Here is a 17,657-nt window from a genome sequence, read left to right as displayed (position 1 = left end):
GCACTCCATGACCATCCTCGACCGGACAGAGCTCGCCCCCGCAGACCCGATTCTCGGGCTGACCGAGGCCTTCAACTCCGACGACAGGACTACCAAGGTCAACCTCGGCGTGGGCGTGTACCTGGGCGAGGACGGCAGGATCCCGCTCCTGGACTCCGTGCGGGCTGCCGAGGAACGTCTGACCAAGGCCGCTCGTCCCCACGGGTACCTCGGGATCGACGGGTTGGCCTCCTACAACGTCGCCACCAAGGAGTTGGTCTTCGGCGCGGATTCCGACGCGGTCGGCTCCGGGCGGATCACCACCGTCCAGACCCTCGGGGGGACAGGTGCCCTCAAGGTGGCGGCCGACTTCCTGCGAACCATCGACGGCGACGCGACCGTGCTCATCTCCTCGCCCAGCTGGGAGAACCACCGCGCGTTGTTCACCCGAGCCGGATACCCCGTCGAGGAGTACCGCTACTACTCTCGCGAGACCCGCGGGATCGACTTCGACGGAATGCTGGAGGACCTCCGCGCGGCCGCGCCCGGCACCATCGTCGTGCTGCACGCCTGCTGTCACAACCCCACCGGTTATGACCTCGACTCCGCGCAGTGGGACCGGGTGATCAGCGTCATCCGGGAGGGTGAACTGGTGGCACTGGTGGACATGGCCTACCAGGGCTTCGGCTTCGGCATCGAGGAGGACGGGGCCGTCATCGGCAAGTTCATCGATGCCGGTCTCGAGTTCCTCGTGACCACCTCGTTCTCCAAGTCCTTCAGCCTCTACGGCGAACGGATCGGCGCCCTGCACGTGGTCTCACCCGACGCCGAGACCGCGCGCAAGGTCCTTTCGCAGTTGAAGATCTGCATTCGCACCAACTACTCCAACCCCGCCACCCAGGGGGCTGCCCTGGTGGACACCATCCTCCGCGACCCGGAACTGCGCGCGAGCTGGGAGAACGAGCTGGCCGGCATGCGCAACCGGATCAAGTCCCTTCGTGGACGCCTGGTCCAGGGCCTCCGCGAACACGGCATCGAGGACATGGACTTCATCAACGACCAGCTCGGGATGTTCAGCTACTCGGGGTTGTCCAAGGACCAGATGATCGCGCTGCGCACCGAGCATGCCGTCTACGGCACCGATTCGGGGCGCATGTGCGTGGCTGCTCTCAACAGCAGCAACGTCGACCACGTCGCGCAGGCGATCGCCGCTGTTCGCTGATCGTGCCCCGAGGCGTCCGCCTCGCGTCAGCGGCCCAGACCGCTGGCCCGGCGCGCCGGGGTCTCGATGGCCTGCCTCAGTGATTCTGGGCTGCCGTAGATCCGAACGCCCCGTCGCGCCCGCGTGACGGCCGTGTAGACGAGCTGTCTGGTGAGCAGTGGGGAGCCCACGGGCGGCAGGATGACGCTGACCGCGCCGAACTGGCTGCCCTGGGACTTGTGGATCGTCATGGCATGGAGGTCCACCGCCCCATCAAGGACAGCCGGATCCCGCCACAGGGGTCCACGGGCGCGGTCGATGCATGCCACCAGCCGACCCCCGCGAAGGGTGACCACGGCAGTGTCGCCGTTCGCGACCGTGTCGCTGCTGCGCGTTATCAACAGGGGTTGACCGGCCCACGGGCCGGCCGTGAGCCCGTAGTCGGTCAGCTGTTCGGACAGCCAGGAGCGGGCCGATGAGCCCCAACGGCTGACCCCGAAGGGGCCCTCCCGGTGTGCGCACAGGATGCGGTGGCGAGCCAGTTCCCGGTTGGCGAGTTCGCCGTCGCCCGCCACCGCCGCCGCCTGGACCGCCGAGGCGCAGTCGAGGACGTCGGCGGTCAGCTCGGAGAAGGTGGCGAACCCCTCCGTCCCGGTGTAGGGGATGAGGCTGCAGGTCTCGCCCTCGGTCAGCAACTCGAGGGCACGCTCGGACTGGCCGTCCCGGATGGCGGCCGACAACTCGTTGATCTCCTCATTGCTTCGCCAGTTGTGGGTGAGCGCGACCACGCCGCTGCCGGAGCTCGAGGTGACCAGAGCCTCGGAGCCCGCGATGTCGGCGAGCACGGCCCCCACCTCGACCGACTCCAACTGGTCCGGGTCTCCGATCAGCACGAGCCTCGTTGATTCCGGGACCGCCTCGAGCAGCCAGGACATCATCGTCAGGGAGACCATCGACGTCTCGTCAACGATCACGACGTCGTGGGGGAGCGGGTTCTCGGGCCCGAAGGTGCGCCGTTCCCGGCCGGGAACGATGTCGAGCAGCTTGTGAAGGGTGGAACTCCGCACGCGCAGCCCCCCGGCATCCCCGAGAGCGTCCCGTACGGAGGTCTCCAGCCGCGTGGCCGCCTTGCCGGTGGGCGCGGCCAGAGCCACCAGGGGTGGATGCTCGGAATCCTGCAGTCCGCGCAGGATTCGCGCAACCGTGGTGGTCTTGCCGGTGCCGGGCCCGCCCGTGATCACGGTGGTTGCGTTGGTGAGGGCGGCCTCCACCGCGACGCGTTGCGGGTCGGTCGGCGCCAGGGGCGGATCGGTCTCGAGCGCGCGTTCCAGGCCTTCCCGGGGGACGGGCATCGCCGACAATGAGCTCCTGCTCAGCAGGCAGGCCTCCACGGTCCGCTCCTCCGCCCAGAACCGATCCAGGTAGAACAGCGCACCAACCAGCCGGAACGGGCGATCGGGGCCGTCGGCTCCTGCGACTGCCGGTGAGTTCCGCAGTAGCTCCAGCCACTCGCTGGGCTCCGGCCAGTCGAGCGGGGGAGCCGGTGAGTCTGCCCCGCCCACTTGTGTGCCGTCGTCACCGGTGTCCGGCAGCAGGGTGTGCGCGGAGGTGATGTCCAAGCACACCGACCCGAGCCGCAGCTCGCGGGTGGCGAGCGCCATCGCCAGCTCGACCCGCTCGTCGGTCTCACGGCTGAGTTGGGCCATTCTGCGGGCCAGGTGGAAGTCGACCGGCCGCAGCATTCCGGACTCACAGAACTGCAACAGCAGGCCCTGTGCCGCGATCGGCACCTCAGCTGTCCTCATCGGGTTCCTCCGATCAGTCGGGAAGCCTCAAGCACCAGCTCGGCGCTCGGGTGCCAGGTGAAGACGCCGCAGGTGTGACCGTCGATCACCGGAGTCGCCGGACCAGCCATGCCCCGCACGAACAGGTACGCAACTCCTCCCAGGTGGGTGCCAGGTTCGTAGCCAGGCAACCGCCAGGTCAGGTACCGGTGCAACGCGACGCAGTAGAGCAACGCCTGCAGGGGGTAGTGCGACTGGATCATGGCCTCGGCCATGGCGCGGTGGTTGTAGTGGCCCACAGCCAGGTCCTCACCGGGGCCGACCGGCAACCGGTTGGTCTTGTAGTCGATGACCACGAAACCTCCGGCCGGCGTCCGCACGACCACGTCGATGGACCCCGTCAGCATTCCGTTGAGCACCTGTGGGGCCGCGGGGGACTGGGCCAGATGCCGGGGATAGGCGGCCAGGGCGTCGCCGTCCGGAAGGTGCCTGCCCATGGCGGCTGCAAGGGCGGCCACGTCGGCCGGACTGCCGCGATCCGCCATTGGCAGGTCGAAATCCAGCTCGGCCAAGCGGTCGGCCAAGGGCAGCTCGCTGAGACTGGCGCCCTGTGACACGGGACCGAGTCGGGTGGTGCACACATCGATGACGGCAGAGGTGAGCGTGGCGTGGAACTCCGGGGCAAGTCCGTGGCGGGGGGCCAGCTTGCCGACCACCTGCTCGGCGCTGGCCTGGAGCTGCGCCGGAGCCCAGTCGACCTGTTCGAGAACCGCGTGCACCAGGGTTCCGAACGAGGCTCCGCCCGGCAGTTCGGCCATGGGGGACGGCGTGGCCGCCGCCCCGGTCGGCTGGGCCTGCGGTTCGAGATCGGCTTCCGGTTCGTCGTTTCCCGCCGCGTGCGCGAACTCATGCAGACCAGCCGTCAGGCCCGAGTAGGACGTTCGCCGCCAGGTCCGGTCCACCTCACGTGTCAGCCGGGAAACAGTGAGCGGACTCGTGCTCGCCTCGGGGGCGGAGCGAGTGGGCTCCTCGCCGTCGTGGAAGCGCGTGACGCTGACCAGCCGGGAGTCCAGGGGCGGGGTCCTGGGGATCCGCGAATAGGCCGCGGCCAGCATCGGGTTGGCACGGTCCCGCGCCAGCAACGCGGTGAGTGGACCAGAGCTGCTTCTCCTGCTCTCGACGTGCCAGGCGATGGCCAGATGCTTCGCCCTCGTCAGGCCGACGTAGAGGAGTCTGAGCTCCTCGTCGCGCAACTGCCGTTCGTACTCCTTGCGGGTCTGGTCCTGACGGTCCAGCTTCGGTCCTACGTACAGGCGGCGGCCCTCGTCGGTCAGCAGCGGGAAGGGCTGTCCGGGGAACAACGAGAGCTCGCTCACCTCGGGCAGGAGGACGACACCGAACTCCAGGCCCTTCGCCGAGTGCAACGTCAGGACGCGGACGGCGTCGGCGTCGGAGGCCATGCGGTGGTCCGCCGAGTCCACGTCGCGGGACCTGGTGTCCAGCTGCTTCGCGAACCAGTCCACGAGGTCCTGCAGGCTGCTGGCCGGGGCGCACGACAGCAACTCCCCGACGTGCAGCAGGTCCGTCAGCCGGCGCGGGCCGTCCGGCAGGGACATGAGCCGTCGGTGCAGGTCTGTCTGAGCGGCGATGGTGGTCAGCACCGCGGCGAAGCCGCCCTTGTCGAAGGCGTTCGCCAGGGAACGAACCATCACGAAGGCCTGTTCGCTGGCTCCGCTGGCGTCGTCGATCAGCTTCGCCAGATCGAACCCGAGCAGGTCTGTGCAGGCTGCGAGCACGGTGCTGGAGCGGGTCGGGGAGGTCATCGCCCCCAGGACGTGCGTCCAGTCGCTGGCGGCCTGCGTCTCCAGGACGTTCTCCTGGCCAGCCGCCACGGCAGGGATGCCGGCGCGCTCCAATTGCGTCAACAGGGCCTTGCCCTCAGCCCGGCTGCGGACCAGCACGGCGATGTCGGACGGCACCAGGGGCCTGCCCTCGATCTCGGCGTGGGCCAGCAACTGGTTGGTCATTGACACCAGATCCCGGGATATCGCGGTGTCAGCGGCGACCCCGAGTTCATCCTCGGTCGCGCAGCGCACGAGGACCTTCGCAACGGCCCCGCGCATCTCCAGACGGGACTCGTGGCGTGAGACCACCGGCTGCACGGTGATGCGTTGGTCCCCGAGGGTGACGTTGCCGAAGAGTTCGCCGACGCCGTCCACCACTGCCCTGTCCGAACGGAAGTTCACACCCAGGCTCTGCTTGGTGGCGGTCTCGCTCGCCTCCAGATAGCTCAGCAGGTCCGCGTTGCGGAAACCGTAGATCGACTGCTTCGGGTCACCGATCAGCACGGTGGCGCGATCCCTGCCCAGGAAAGCGCCCCGCAAGATGTCCCACTGCACGGGATCGGTGTCCTGGAACTCGTCGACCATCACGAGCCGGAAGCGATCGCGCAACTCCTGGGCCACGACGGGGCCCACCTGGCGCGAGGAGAGCAGCTGGCTGAGCCTGACTGGCATGTCGTCGAAGGCCACCACCCCCAGTTCGCGCTTCCGGCTGGCGAACCTGGCCCGGACCGCCTCGCAGTACTCGGACTCCAACTGCCGGCTCGACGTGAGCGGGAGGGTGGACTCACACGCGCGCTGCGCGATCTCCAGCGCACGCTTCGGGGTGAGGTCAAGGTCTGCGACGTCGGAGTAGCGCGTGAGGTACACGTCGGTGGCGCATTGCTCGATGAGCGCCCTCGGGTCCGTGAGCACCGTGTCCTCGGCGTCCCAGTCACCGAGCACGCCCAGTTCCCTGAGCATCGACTCGCAAAAGGCGTGGATGGTGGAGATCATGCTGCGGTCGAAGTTCTCCAACGCCCGCCTGAGCCGATCGGCTCGCAGCTCGACGTCTCCCGTGCAGATGAGCGCCGAGACCTCGTCATCGGGAAGTTGCCCCGACTCGAGGAACAGGGTCAGGTCCTGCTCCACTGCCTGGAGCCGCTGGAACACCCTGCTGCGCAAGTCCCGTGCGGAGCGCTCCGTGAAGGTGATCAGGAGCACCTCGTCGATCGGTGTGCCCTCCTCGGCGACGAAACGTGCCGTGAGGGTGGCGATGGCCCAGGTCTTGCCCGTGCCGGCGCTGGCCTCCAGCAACAGGGGACTGGTGGGCAGGGGCTGCCGGAAGTCGAACATCAGCGACCTCCTTGGAGCATGGGCAGGTAGATGGCGGCAGTCCAGGCGGCGAAGGCGGAATCCAACTGCGCTCCTTCGGGCGGTTCCGGATCCCGGGAGGTGGCCGGGTCATCGAACAGCTCTGCCGGAACGTCGGAATAGAAGAGGCGCCATTGGTGGCCCATGCGGGACCACTTCGTCCGCTTCCAGTCCGAGGAGGGGATCTCCCAGTCCTTGCGCTTGTGTTCACCCGCTGCCAGTTCCCGAGCCAGTTCGAGGGCCGGTTCCTGCGGAAGGGGGATGAACCTGGTGCGTCCCTGGGACCAGGCTCGGGCAACGGCGAGCAGCACGGTTCGGGCAGTATCGGGGTCGGGCACCGGTAGCACTGCCGTCTCGGGAAGCCAGGTGGAGTAGTTCCGCAGCGGCCTGTGGATCACCGCCTCGGCAGGGATCCCCGAGGCGGCCAGAGCGAGTTGCTCGAGCCAGGGCTTGAGCTCGGTGGACCGGCCCTGACTGGCCGTCACCTCGACAATCCTGCCGCCCCGCGTGCGGATTGTGTCCGCCAGGACGGCGTCGCCCAGGCGGAGTTCCACCCGGTGATCTGCGGGGTCGCCCGACCAGTCGTTCCAGGCCTGCCGCCACAGGGCCTTCGTCAACTCAAGGGGCACTTCCAGCAGGCGTCGTCCGACGTGACCGGGCGGGAGGAGCTCACGTTCGACTTCCCGCACGGCTGCCTCATCCGGGTGGGCGCCGGACTTGAAGGACTCGAGGAGCCGATCCTTGATTCCCCATTCCTCCAATCCGTCCAGAACGAATGGCAAGGCATCGGAGAGTCTGGCTGACTCGTACATCCGAACCCCGGCCGCGGAGCGGAGGAAGTCCTTTGCGGGATCTTTCAGGAAGGATGCCAGGTCCCTGATGCCAACCTCCACGTGCTGTGGCCCATGGGGCAGGCCGAGCGCGTCCCTGCGGCGGATCACGTGGGCGGCCTCGGCCCGGGTGGCTGCCAGCCGCAATGCCTTGGCCGCCCCCAGTGCCTGTTGGTCAAAACTGCGGCCAGCCGTGAAGTTGGGCTCGCTGTGGGCGAGCAGGGGATGCTCGATGGTGCCCTGGTCGGGGAAGCCGAGTTCCCGCAGGAGCCAGGCGACAGTGGTGGCCCGGGCCACCGGGCGGTCGGTCAGGGGATCCCGTGTCTGCGTGACCACGAGGACCTCGTCGGCGGCGCGGGCATGGGCCACGAGGCGGGCCAGACGGAGCTGGCGGGAATCGAGGACCGCTTCTCCCAGGTCCACGGCGTCGACATCGGCTGAGCCGTGGTGATCGGCGAGACCCAGCAGGCAGACCAGCCGGAAGTCGACTTGGGCCAGGTCACCCGTTGCGACGACCTGGAGAGCACCGTTCCCGACCGTCGGGCGTGGCGCGAACTCCCTGGTCAGTGATTCGAACAGCCTCGCGAACTCACCGCGTTCGAGAACCGCGGGGACATCTGCCAGTTGTTCTGCCAGGTCCGACAGGGCTGCGTTGGCCTGCAGCGCCATCCATTCGTCCTCGAAGGCGCAACCGACGACCTCGGTGAGCAACTGGCGGACGCGGTCCACCCACACCACCGCGGTGGCGGGGGTGGAGGCGCTGTGGTTGAAGCGCCTCAGCCGGGACAGGAGCTCACCCAGCGTTCCGACCAGTTCCAGATCCGACGTGCCGACCGTCGCGACGCCTGTGACGGCGAGCGGAGCGCTGGACCCTGGGGCTACCGCCAGGCCGGTCAGGAGCCGGTCAACACCTCGAAGCCACGTGTTCTGGGAGACCCCCGGTACCTGCAGTTGCGAACGGTGGTGCTGGTCCAGGCCCCAGCGGATGCCGGAGCTCGATACCAGTTCCAGCAGCTCCTGCCGGTGGGCGCCGAGGCGCCAGCGGTGAGCTACCGGCGACAGCAGCAGCAGCTCCGTGACTTCGCTGGCGGTTGCACGAGACTCGGACAGGCGCAGGCACCTGCGGATCACCTCCACCACCAGGTTGGGCGGGAGCACCGAACCGGCCTCGAGACGCAGGCGCCGACCCGGATGTGACAGCGGATCCTCCTCCGACGGCGAGAAGGCGCTCACCAGGTGTGGGCGCCAACTTGCGGGGTCTTCACAGACCACCAGGACGTCGCGCGGTTCCAGCGTGGGGTCTGCCGCGAATCGGCGGGTCAGTTCGTCGCGCAGCACCTCCACCTGACGGTTCGGACCGTGGGACCCGTGCACTTCCACCGTGCTCGGGACCCTTGGCGTCGCCGGGGCGACGACCTCGTCCGCCAGAGCCTCGGTCCAGTCCGGGAAGCCGCCGCCACAAACCTGGAAGATCCTCAGCTCACCGGCACCGCCGGCCGCGGCCAGGATGGAGCGGTGCGCCGCCGGGGGCTGCGGCACGGCGAAGACGACGGGTGCCTCGCGGGGGCGATCAGCGGCCGCGTGTTCGAGCGCGGACCACAGATCCACGGGATCCACCTGCAACTCCTCGGTAACCAGGCGAAGCAGCGCGGGCTGCCACGCCAGGTGGGCCGGCAGCTCACGCCCGGAGGCATCGACGTCGGCACCCTCCAGCCACCCGGAGACCATCCCCGGAGCCTGCTCGGCGTAACGGCGCAGCAGCTGCATGCAGCGCTGGGCCAGCTGCTGGCGGCGCGCGGCGGAACCGCTTGAGTTCAGGTGTGCCGCCAGGATGGGGTGCTCTTCCCCCAGCTCCAGGAGGGCGTCCGCGGCCACGACGGATGCGCGGACCGAGTGCCACGTCTCCAGGTCTGCTGCCAGGCCCTGTTCGGAGGCGACCCGCCGGATCCACTCCGGGACGGTCAGCCATGCAATGCCCGCAGTGATGCCACCGGGCAGTTGCGTGGAAAGCGCCTGTCCCAACATCCGACCGGCTCCGTGGGAGCTCACCAGCACCTCCACCATCGCGAAAGGTCCGGGAGGGGAGACCGAAAGCGAGGAGGCCAAGGAGGAGACGAGGTCCTTCCAACGCTCCCGACGCAGTACCGACACGGCCAAGGCGGCCTCCTCTCCACTCCCTGCATCACCCTAGCCAGCCCCTCCGACAATCGAGGGCTCCGGTCCGTCGTGGACGGCACTTGTCGGAAGGGTGGACCACAATGGGGGCGTGACAGATCCCATCCTCGACGTCCTTGACCCAGAGCAACTGCGCGTGGCGACGCTGCTGGAGCACCCTCTGGTGGTGCTGGCAGGTGCGGGCACCGGCAAGACGAGAGCCATCACCCACCGCGTCGCCAACGCTGTCCGCGAAGGGCGGTATTCACCGACGGCCACGCTCGCGGTCACGTTCACGACCAGGGCCGCGGGGGAGATGCGCACCAGGCTGGCAGGGCTGGGTGTTCGGGGGGCGCAGGCCCGCACCATCCACGCCGCGGCGCTGCGACAGTGCAAGTACTTCTGGCCCGCCGCCTTCCACAGCGAGTTCCCACCCGTCGCAGACAACACCTTCTCCTTCGCAGCGCGCGCCGCCAACGCGGTGCTCGGCAACGCCGACACCGCCCTGATCCGCGACCTGGAGGCAGAGATCTCCTGGGCGAAGTCCAGCAACGTGGCGCCGTCGAGCTACGCCGAGCTGGCAGGGCCGAACAGTCGCGAGGTTAACGGGGCCAGCCCCACCCAGGTTGCGGCTGTGATGGTCCACTACGAGAAGGCGAAGTCCGCGGCCGGGCAGGTCGACTTCAACGACGTCCTCCTCTGCGCAGCCTCGCTCCTGGCCGAGCACCCTGCCATCGCGGAGACGATCCGCGACCAGTACCGGCACTTCATCGTCGACGAGTACCAGGACGTGTCCGCCCTGCAGCACAGACTGATCGCGCTGTGGGTGGACGGACGCGACGACGTGTGCGTCGTGGGCGACCCGAACCAGGCCATCCATTCCTTCGCGGGCGCCCGGGCGGACTTCCTGCTGGGGTTCGCGACCGAGTTCCCCCAGGCCGAGCAGGTGCGGCTGGTGCGCAACTATCGATCCACACCGGAGATCCTCGTCGCCGCCAACAAGGTGCTGCGCGTGCGTCCATCAGAGCCGACGGCGCTGCGTCCCACCCGCGGTTCCGGACCGGCACCGTCGTTCCCCGTGGACGGCTCGGAGGCCCAGGAAGCAGGCGCCGTGGCGGACTGGTTCAAGGGCCTGCACGCGGGTGGGACGCCATGGTCGGAGATGGCCGTGCTGTACCGGATCAACGCTCAGGCCCCGACGTTCGAGGCGGCCTTCACGGACGCGGGCATCCCGTACTCCGTGCGGGGTACCGACTCCTACTACGAGCGGGCGGAGGTTCGTCAGGCCGTGCACGTCATCTCGAGCGCGGCGGAGAGGGATCCGGAAGGGGACCCGGTCGAACTGGTCGAGTCCTACCTGTCCGGCACGGGCTGGACGCCGGATCCGCCGTCTGGGATGGGCAGGCAGCGTGAGCGCTGGGAGTCGCTGAACGCCCTGCGGGACATGGTGGTCGCGGAGGCCGAGAGCCAGCTCGCCTGGACGTCGGACGAACTGCGGGTGTGGTTGGCCGAGCGTGCTGCCTGGCAGGCCTCCCCGGTGGCGGACTCCGTGACGCTGAGCACGATGCACGCTGCCAAGGGACTCGAATGGGACGCCGTCGCGGTCGTCGGCGTCCGCGAGGGTCTGGTTCCTTTTGCACTCAGTCAGGAGGAGCCGGCGCTCTCCGAGGAGCGGCGGTTGCTGCATGTGGCGCTGACCCGGGCGAGGACACATCTGCGGGTCAGCCATCCCCAGTCACCCTCCAGGGGAAAGGGCATTCGCTCGCGCTTCCTCGACGGCATCGCCCCCGGGCGTGACTCGGGTCCGTCAGCACCGCGGCGCTCGTCGCGGGCTTCCAAGTGCTCCGTCTGCGCCCTGCCGTTGGCCACTGCCATGGAACGCAAGCTCAGCCGCCATGTCGACTGCGAGGTGGACTACGACGAGGAACTGCTGGAGGCCCTCAAGGCCTGGCGGAAGGAGACCGCTGCAACGGCTTCGGTCCCGGCCTTCGTGGTGTTCACCGACGCCACCCTGCGAGCGATGGCCGAGGCTGCACCGCGCACGGAAAAGGACCTGCTGTCGATCTCCGGTGTGGGGAGGGTGAAGGTGGACCGCTACGGTGACGGCTGCCTGGCGGTCATCGACAAGCACCTTTCTACTTCCCGCCAATGAGAACGGGAGCGGGCCGGTGAATCAATCACCGGCCCGCTCCCGTTGGAGCCCTTGGGCTCAGGCCTTGCCGAGGATGCGGTTCAGGTTGGTGCCGCACACCGGGCACTTGCCCTTGGCCATCTTGGTGCCCTTTGCGTTGACGACGACTTCACCGGTGGCGTCGCGCTTCTCCTTGCACTTGACGCAGTAGAACGAGCCCTCGTAGGTCTCTGCAGCCATTGTTTCCTCCTAGATTCCTGTACAACCGCTCCGTTCTCCGAAGCGAGTTCTGTGCCACTGTAGCCGCACCCGGGCGTAAACCGGCGCACATTGCGGCGCAATTCCCGTTGGACGTGGCGCCCAGGAAAAGCGAGAGTCCCGGCAGCCGCACTCGCCTTCCCCTGCGCGTGCGTCCGTTCGGGACTCTCGTCAATGAGTGTGTCGGGGTTCGGACCCGGCGTCAAGTGCTGCTAAGAGCCGTCGGAGTCGAGGAGGCGGCGCAACTCGGCATCGAGGTCGTCGGGCGCCGCTTCGGCCTCGGCTTGCCTGCCGTAGGACAGGGGGTCGGCCAGATGCTCCGCCGTGGGCAGCAGGTCGGGATGCTGCCAGACCGCGTCACGGGCGTCGGAGCCCCGATCATGCTCCACGGCTGCCCAGAGATTCTCCGCGTCGCGGACGAGCCGGGGTCTCAGTTCCAGGCCCAGCAGGTCACCGAAGACCTCCTGGGTGGGCCCGGCTGCCGCCCGTCGGCGCCGGACGACTTCGCTCAAGGCACCTGCGTTGGGGAGCCACGGCTCAATCGCTCGGTTCGCAACGTGGTCCACCCAGCCCTCGATCAGCGCCAGCAGGACCTCGAGCCGGCCGAGGATCTCGAGCTGGATCTCGGTACTGGCAGGCTTGAAGAAGGAGCCGCGCACCTGCTCGCCGACCTTGACGATGTCCTCCAGGGTGAACTGCTCCAGATTCGACGGGTCGAAGCCGGAGGAGATGGCCTCGAAGTCGATCACGATCTCGCGGGCATAGTGGGCCAGCAGCGCGTTGAGTTGCGGGGACAACCAGCCGACGTGATGGAACAGGCGGATCCTGGCCGCCTCCCGGAGCACCAGGTACAGCAGGACGTCGGACTCCGGGACCTCCAGGTCCCGGGTGAACTCGGCGACGTTGCTCTGCAGGATGGTCACCCTGGCGCGCGGAAGCAGGTTGATGCCGATCTCGGTGCCCGTGAGGGTTGAACTGGCGACCTCCGCGAGCACGCGCTTCAGCCGGTCGCGATAGATCAGCGACGCTGACTGGCGCATCATCGGCGCAAGCATCGACGACAGCATGCCCAGCTCGGAGTCCTCCTCCTGGACGGCACCCCTCTCAAGTGCCTCTGCCAACCCGTTCATGATGGGTTCCACGATCGCCCGCCAGCCTGCGCTGGTCTCGTCGAGCCACTCCTCGCGACGCAGCGTCTCCGGCGGTATCCCCGTCTCGGGGAAGGTGGTCTGGGTGGACAACCAGCTCTGCGCCAGGCGTTCGGCGTCGACGATCGCGACCCCCTCGCCGGCGGTGAGTGCCGGGTCTGGGCCCAGCGCCTGGGTCAACTGCTTGGCAGAGGTGATGGTCGTGCGCCAGGCCGCATCGGGATCCCGATCCGCGTTTGAGAAGCCGAAAGCCCCACCGCCCTGAGCCTGGGCCTTGGCGAACTGCTCCATCAGCTGACCGAAGTCGACGTCACCGCCGCCGGTCATTCCGAGTTGCTCAAGCAGCTTGCGCAGCTCCTCGAAGTCGAAGCCGCCGAAACCTCCGGGGTTGGGTCCTGACGTGTCGCCGCCTGGCATGGTCGATCCCTTTCATCAGCTGTGAACCCCATTCAACCCCACGGCGCAAACGAGCGGAACCGGGGTTCGTGCGGTGGTTGGTAGTCTGGGGCAGTCCGGGTTGTCGGCGGTGAAGGGAGGCCCGGTGTCACGCAACGTGGTGGCGATCGTCTCCTCAGTGCTGTTCGTGGTGCTCGCAGCGTTGCTCGTCGTCGTCCCCGTCCCCGTCGTGACGTGGCGCCCCGGGGAAACGGTGGACGTACTGGGGTCGACGGGCGACGGTCCGCTCCTGCAGGTCAACGGCCTCCAGAACTTCGAGACGGCCGGTGAACTGCACCTGGCCACCGTCTCAAGGTCCAGCGTCGATGCCGCGGTCAGCCTGCCAGAGGCGCTCATCGCCCACATCGCCCCGGACTCCGACGCAATGCTCCGCGAGTTGATCTATCCCGCCGGCAAGTCGAACGAGCAGGTGCGCGAGGAGGCGGTGGCCTCCATGGACACCTCCCGCACCCACGCGGTCGTCGCCGCGCTTCGGGCCGCAGGCCAGCCGGTGATCGACATGCCCATGGTGGCCTCGGTACTGCTCAGCGGCCCCGCGAACGGCAAGCTGCAGGCGGGCGACCTGATCGAGAGCATCGACGGGATGGTGGTCTCCTCCCGTGACGACGTCGCAGCGGTGATCCGGAACCGTTCCGTAGGCGACCCGGTCGTGTTCAAGGTCCTCCGCTCGGGGGTGTCGCAGACCGTGAGCGTCGTGACGACCGCGAACGGCGAGTCGGAGCCGATCGCGGGGATCGATGTCGGGATCGGCTACTCCTACACACCGCGGGTCGAGTACCGGATCGATCCCAGCGTGGTGGGGCCGAGTGCGGGCCTGGTGTTCGCGCTGGCCGTCTACGACAAGATCACCGAGGGTGAGCTCATCGGGGACCGGGTCGTCGCCGTCACCGGGGAGGTCGATGCCTCCGGACGTGTGGCGGCCATCGGTGGCATCCGGGAGAAAATGCGGGGCGCGGAGCGCGCCGGCGCCACCGTCTTCGTGCTGCCCAGCGACACCTGCGACGACATCGGCGACTTCTCCACCGAGATGCAACTCGTCCCCGTCGCCACCCTCAAGGACGCGATCTCCGCGCTGCAGTTGATCAAGGAAGGCCAGTCCAACATGGAGGTTCCCACCTGTGAGTGAGCCGGACAACAGCAGACTCATCGCCTGCTTGGCAGACATCGAACGCCATGTCTCCGAGAACGGCTGGGACCAGCCCGCACGACTGTTCGCGTTGGTCACGACGTCATCCCTCCTCGAACTCGAGCCACAACTTCGCACCCGGGTGCCGGAGTCGATGCCCGATGCCCTCACCGCGATCGAGCAGGACAACTTCGCCGCCGGCACCGAAGTGCTGGAGCGCCTGGCCGGGATCTTCTGGCCGGACACGGTCGAGGGCGCCGCGATCGCCTTGGAACGTTCCTTCCTCGCCCCGGAGTACGAGGCCCAGATCCCCGATGACCCGGACGAGGCCATCGACTTCGTCAGGAAGCACCCGCAACGCATCGACGTGCGCGTGGTGGTGGGAGTCCAGCGCGACGGCGCGCGTCACGGACTGGCCCGCCTGCTGTCGAACCCCGACGACCTGCTCGGCGCCCCTGATCTGGTGCCTGGACTAGCCGACGCCCTCATGGGCACCTTCGAAGGACACACTCAGTGAGCACTTCCGCTTCCCACATCTCAGACGAACCCCAGCGTCGCGGCGCACTCCTGCCGGCCATCATCGTCCTGGCCGTGGTAGTGACGGTGATCGTGATCGCCTCGAGGATCTGGACCGACCTTCTCTGGTTCCGGAGCATCGAGATGGGAACCGTGTTCACCACGCAACTGGCCGCGCAGGCCGGTCTCTTCGTGGTGTTCGGGATCCTGATGACCGGCATCGTCTACGGCAGTCTGGCGATCGCCTACCGGCTCCGTCCACGCGTCCGGCACGCGAACCTGGACTCCGAGATGCTCGTCCAGTTCCGCGACGTGCTGGACAGGCGTTCGTCGCTGATCATGGCGGTGCCCGCCGTGATCCTCGGTCTGCTCGGCGGTGCTGTGGCTGCGAGTGCTGCGCAGATCTTCTTGGCCTGGATCAGGGCGACGGACTTCGGCACCACGGAGTCAGTGTTCGGCCTTGACGCCTCCTTCTACGTGTTCCACCTGCCCTGGTGGCGTTTCGTCATCGGCTACGTGACCTTCGCCGTCGTGCTGGGCTTGATCGGCGCACTCATGGTGCACTTCCTCACCGGGTCGATGACCTCGAAGGCATTGCGCGGCCTCGGAAACGTCTCGGGGCGTGCCCGCAGTGGCCTCGCCGCCCAGCGCCAGTTGTCGATCCTGCTCGGCGTCGTGCTTCTGCTGTTCGCCGCGTCGCAGGTGCTGGACCGGTTCAGCCTGCTCACCACCACCAACCATCTCTTCACGGGCGTGTCGGCCACCGATGCCACCTCCAGGATCCCGGCGCACCTCATCATCGCCGTGATCGCGGCCATCTGCGCCCTGGTCTGCTTCTATAACGCCTGGCGGGTGCGCTGGAGCGTCCCCGGAGTGGCGATCGCGCTGCTCGTGGTGTCGTCGCTGATCCTGGGCATCGGGTACCCGTGGTTCATCCAGACCATCGAGGTGGACCCTGACGAGCCCGACAAGGAACGCCCCTATATCGCGGCCAACATCGAGGCCACCAGGCACGCCTTCGACATCGACGACGTCGAGATCACCGACTACGAGGCCACCACCTCGGTCAGCGCCGGTCAGCTGCGCGCCGATGCCTCCGCCCTGCCCGCCATCCGGCTCATGGACCCGGCGGTCGTCCCGCCCACCTTCGAGCAGCTCCAGCAGGTGCGCGGGTACTACGCCTTCCCGCAGACCCTCGACGTCGACCGCTACGTCATCGACGGCGAACGCGCCGACGCAGTGGTCGCAGTCCGGGAGCTGGACCTGGCCTCCGTCGAATCGGGCGATACCTGGAACAACATGCGAACCGTCTACACCCACGGGCACGGCCTGGCCGCCGCTTACGGCAACCAGCGCCAGTCCAACGGGGAGCCCGTGTTCTTCTCGGGTGGCATCCCCACTGTCGGGTCGCTTCCTGAGCACGAGCCGCGGATCTACTTCGGGGAGCGCTCGGACCACTGGGTGGTCGCCGGCGGCGCGGAGGGCAGCGACCCCGTCGAACTCGACACCCCGGGCGGCGGCGAGGGCGGGACGGAGTCGAAGAACACGTACCAGGGCATCGGGGGCGTGGCTGTCGGTGACTTCTTCACCAAGGCCCTGTTCGCAATCCGGTTCGGTGATGTCAACCTCATGCTTTCGGACCGCGTGAACGAGCAGTCCAGGCTCCTGCACAACCGGGTCCCGGTGGAGCGGGTACAGGAGGCAGCCCCCTGGCTGACTCTGGACTCCGACCCCTACCCGAGCGTGGTCGACGGCCGCATCGTGTGGATCATCGACGCCTACACCTCCACGGCCAACTACCCCAACTCCACTCGCGTGGACTGGGCGCAGGCGATCTCCGACACCAGGACCTCGGCGGACCGGCTCCTCATGGGCACGCAGGTCAACTACGTGCGCAACTCCGTGAAGGCAACGGTCGACGCCTACGACGGGACAGTCACCCTCTACGAGTGGGACCAAGAGGACCCGATCCTCAAGACCTGGTCCAAGGTCTTCCCGGGCGTGATCACTCCCAAGTCGGACATCTCTCCTGAACTCCTGGCGCACCTGCGCTACCCGCAGGACCTGTTCAAGATCCAGCGCCAGGTGCTCGGCCGCTACCACACCACCAACACCAACACGTGGTACCAGCAGTCCGACATCTGGGAGGTCCCGAACGACCCGGTCAGTGGTGGCCAGCAGCAAACCCAGGAGCCCCCGTACTTCCTGACCATCAGGTGGCCCGGGGACATCGAGCCGCACTACGCGAACACCACCGTGTTCGTGCCGCGCGGCCGTGAGAACCTGTCGGTCTACATGGCGGTGAACGCCGATGCCACCAGCGAGCAGTACGGGCAGAAGCGGGCGCTGAAGCTCTCCGACACCGAGCAGATCGCCGGTCCGGGCCAGACCTACAACGCGATCACCACCAACGAGGCGGTCGCTGACCGGTTGCTCCCGTTCAACCGGACCGGGAACGCCACCGCGATCTACGGGAACCTGCTGACCCTCCCGCTGGGTGGCGGCTTGATCTACGTCCAGCCCATCTACACGCAGACCAGTTCCACCTCGGGTGCCTACCCGGCCCTGCGATTCGTCGTGGTGCGCTTCGGCGAGCACGTGGGAATTGGCGAGACCCTGCAGTCGGCCCTCGACCAGGTGTTCCAGGGCGACGCTGGCGCGGACACGGGTGAGCAGGTCACGGAGGAGCCCGTGGATCCGAATGATCCGGGGTCGGTGCTGGTGGGGGCCGAGCGTGCCCGCGAACTGCTTGCCGAGGGCATGCAGCTGTTCATCGAGGCCGACGAGGCCCTGGCCGCTGGCGATCTCGGTACCTACCAGACCAAGAACGAGGAGGCCAAGACCGTGATGGAGGAGGCTCTCGCAGCGTTGGAGGAGTGA

10 protein-coding genes are annotated in these 17,657 nt (G+C 68.0%); 5 read left to right on the top strand and 5 right to left on the bottom strand.

What is annotated here, in order from left to right:
• Window positions 1-7 precede the first annotated feature (7 nt).
• Window positions 8-1,201 carry an amino acid aminotransferase gene (locus LKO27_RS06745; RefSeq protein WP_227736392.1) on the top strand — a complete coding sequence of 398 codons (1,194 nt, stop codon included), beginning with the start codon at window positions 8-10 and terminating at the stop codon, window positions 1,199-1,201.
• A gap of 26 nt (window positions 1,202-1,227) precedes the next feature.
• Here LKO27_RS06745 and recD read toward each other — a convergent pair whose 3' ends face one another.
• Genes recD through LKO27_RS06730 form a run of 3 tightly spaced genes read right to left on the bottom strand, consistent with a single transcriptional unit; the run spans window position 1,228 to window position 9,139 of the window.
• The gene (gene recD / locus LKO27_RS06740) at window positions 1,228-2,985 is read right to left on the bottom strand and encodes an exodeoxyribonuclease V subunit alpha (RefSeq protein ID WP_227736390.1); all 1,758 of its coding nucleotides are present in this window, start codon (window positions 2,983-2,985) and stop codon (window positions 1,228-1,230) included.
• On the bottom strand, window positions 2,982-6,140 hold the full coding sequence (locus LKO27_RS06735; RefSeq protein ID WP_227736387.1) for a UvrD-helicase domain-containing protein: 3,159 nt from the start codon (window positions 6,138-6,140) through the stop codon (window positions 2,982-2,984). The genes recD and LKO27_RS06735 overlap by 4 nt, the downstream gene beginning before the upstream one ends.
• Window positions 6,140-9,139: an exodeoxyribonuclease V subunit gamma gene (locus LKO27_RS06730; protein ID WP_227737237.1), complete on the bottom strand. Its 3,000-nt coding sequence runs from the start codon at window positions 9,137-9,139 to the stop codon at window positions 6,140-6,142. Before LKO27_RS06730 ends, LKO27_RS06735 begins: the two co-directional genes overlap by 1 nt.
• A gap of 115 nt (window positions 9,140-9,254) precedes the next feature.
• On the opposite strand from LKO27_RS06730, the gene LKO27_RS15550 reads away from it, so the two are divergent.
• On the top strand, window positions 9,255-11,294 hold the full coding sequence (locus LKO27_RS15550; protein WP_227736385.1) for an ATP-dependent DNA helicase UvrD2: 2,040 nt from the start codon (window positions 9,255-9,257) through the stop codon (window positions 11,292-11,294).
• 57 nt (window positions 11,295-11,351) lie between these two features.
• On the opposite strand, the gene LKO27_RS06720 is transcribed toward LKO27_RS15550, so the two are convergent.
• Entirely contained in the window at window positions 11,352-11,513 is a 162-nt protein-coding gene (locus LKO27_RS06720; protein WP_185975793.1) for a DUF5679 domain-containing protein, read from the bottom strand.
• A gap of 230 nt (window positions 11,514-11,743) precedes the next feature.
• A complete protein-coding gene (locus LKO27_RS06715; RefSeq protein WP_227736384.1) occupies window positions 11,744-13,096 on the bottom strand; it encodes a zinc-dependent metalloprotease in 1,353 nt (450 codons plus the stop codon).
• Between the two features lie 124 nt (window positions 13,097-13,220).
• On the opposite strand from LKO27_RS06715, the gene LKO27_RS15545 reads away from it, so the two are divergent.
• The 3 genes from LKO27_RS15545 to LKO27_RS06700 are packed head-to-tail and all read left to right on the top strand — an operon-like array spanning window position 13,221 to window position 17,657.
• Window positions 13,221-14,261 carry a S16 family serine protease gene (locus LKO27_RS15545; RefSeq protein ID WP_227736382.1) on the top strand — a complete coding sequence of 347 codons (1,041 nt, stop codon included), beginning with the start codon at window positions 13,221-13,223 and terminating at the stop codon, window positions 14,259-14,261.
• Complete coding sequence (locus tag LKO27_RS06705; RefSeq protein WP_227736380.1) at window positions 14,254-14,778, top strand: PPA1309 family protein; 525 nt, start codon at window positions 14,254-14,256, stop codon at window positions 14,776-14,778. The genes LKO27_RS15545 and LKO27_RS06705 overlap by 8 nt, the downstream gene beginning before the upstream one ends.
• Window positions 14,775-17,657, top strand: coding sequence for a UPF0182 family protein (locus LKO27_RS06700; protein ID WP_227736378.1), 2,883 nt, complete (start codon window positions 14,775-14,777; stop codon window positions 17,655-17,657). Before LKO27_RS06705 ends, LKO27_RS06700 begins: the two co-directional genes overlap by 4 nt.

It is taken from the genome of Tessaracoccus sp. OS52, from assembly GCF_020687685.1.
Classification (GTDB): domain Bacteria; phylum Actinomycetota; class Actinomycetes; order Propionibacteriales; family Propionibacteriaceae; genus Arachnia.
Note: the sequence above shows the minus strand (reverse complement) of the source record. Positions and strands in the feature narration are given on the sequence as shown.

What these genes read in the sequence shown, in the direction of transcription:
- LKO27_RS06715 (WP_227736384.1), bottom strand. Translation starts at nt 13,096, where the DNA reads ATGCCAGGCGGCGACACGTCAGGACCCAACCCCGGAGGTTTCGGCGGC.
- LKO27_RS06745 (WP_227736392.1), top strand. Translation starts at nt 8, where the DNA reads ATGACCATCCTCGACCGGACAGAGCTCGCCCCCGCAGACCCGATTCTC.
- LKO27_RS06720 (WP_185975793.1), bottom strand. Translation starts at nt 11,513, where the DNA reads ATGGCTGCAGAGACCTACGAGGGCTCGTTCTACTGCGTCAAGTGCAAG.
- recD (WP_227736390.1), bottom strand. Translation starts at nt 2,985, where the DNA reads ATGAGGACAGCTGAGGTGCCGATCGCGGCACAGGGCCTGCTGTTGCAG.
- LKO27_RS06735 (WP_227736387.1), bottom strand. Translation starts at nt 6,140, where the DNA reads ATGTTCGACTTCCGGCAGCCCCTGCCCACCAGTCCCCTGTTGCTGGAG.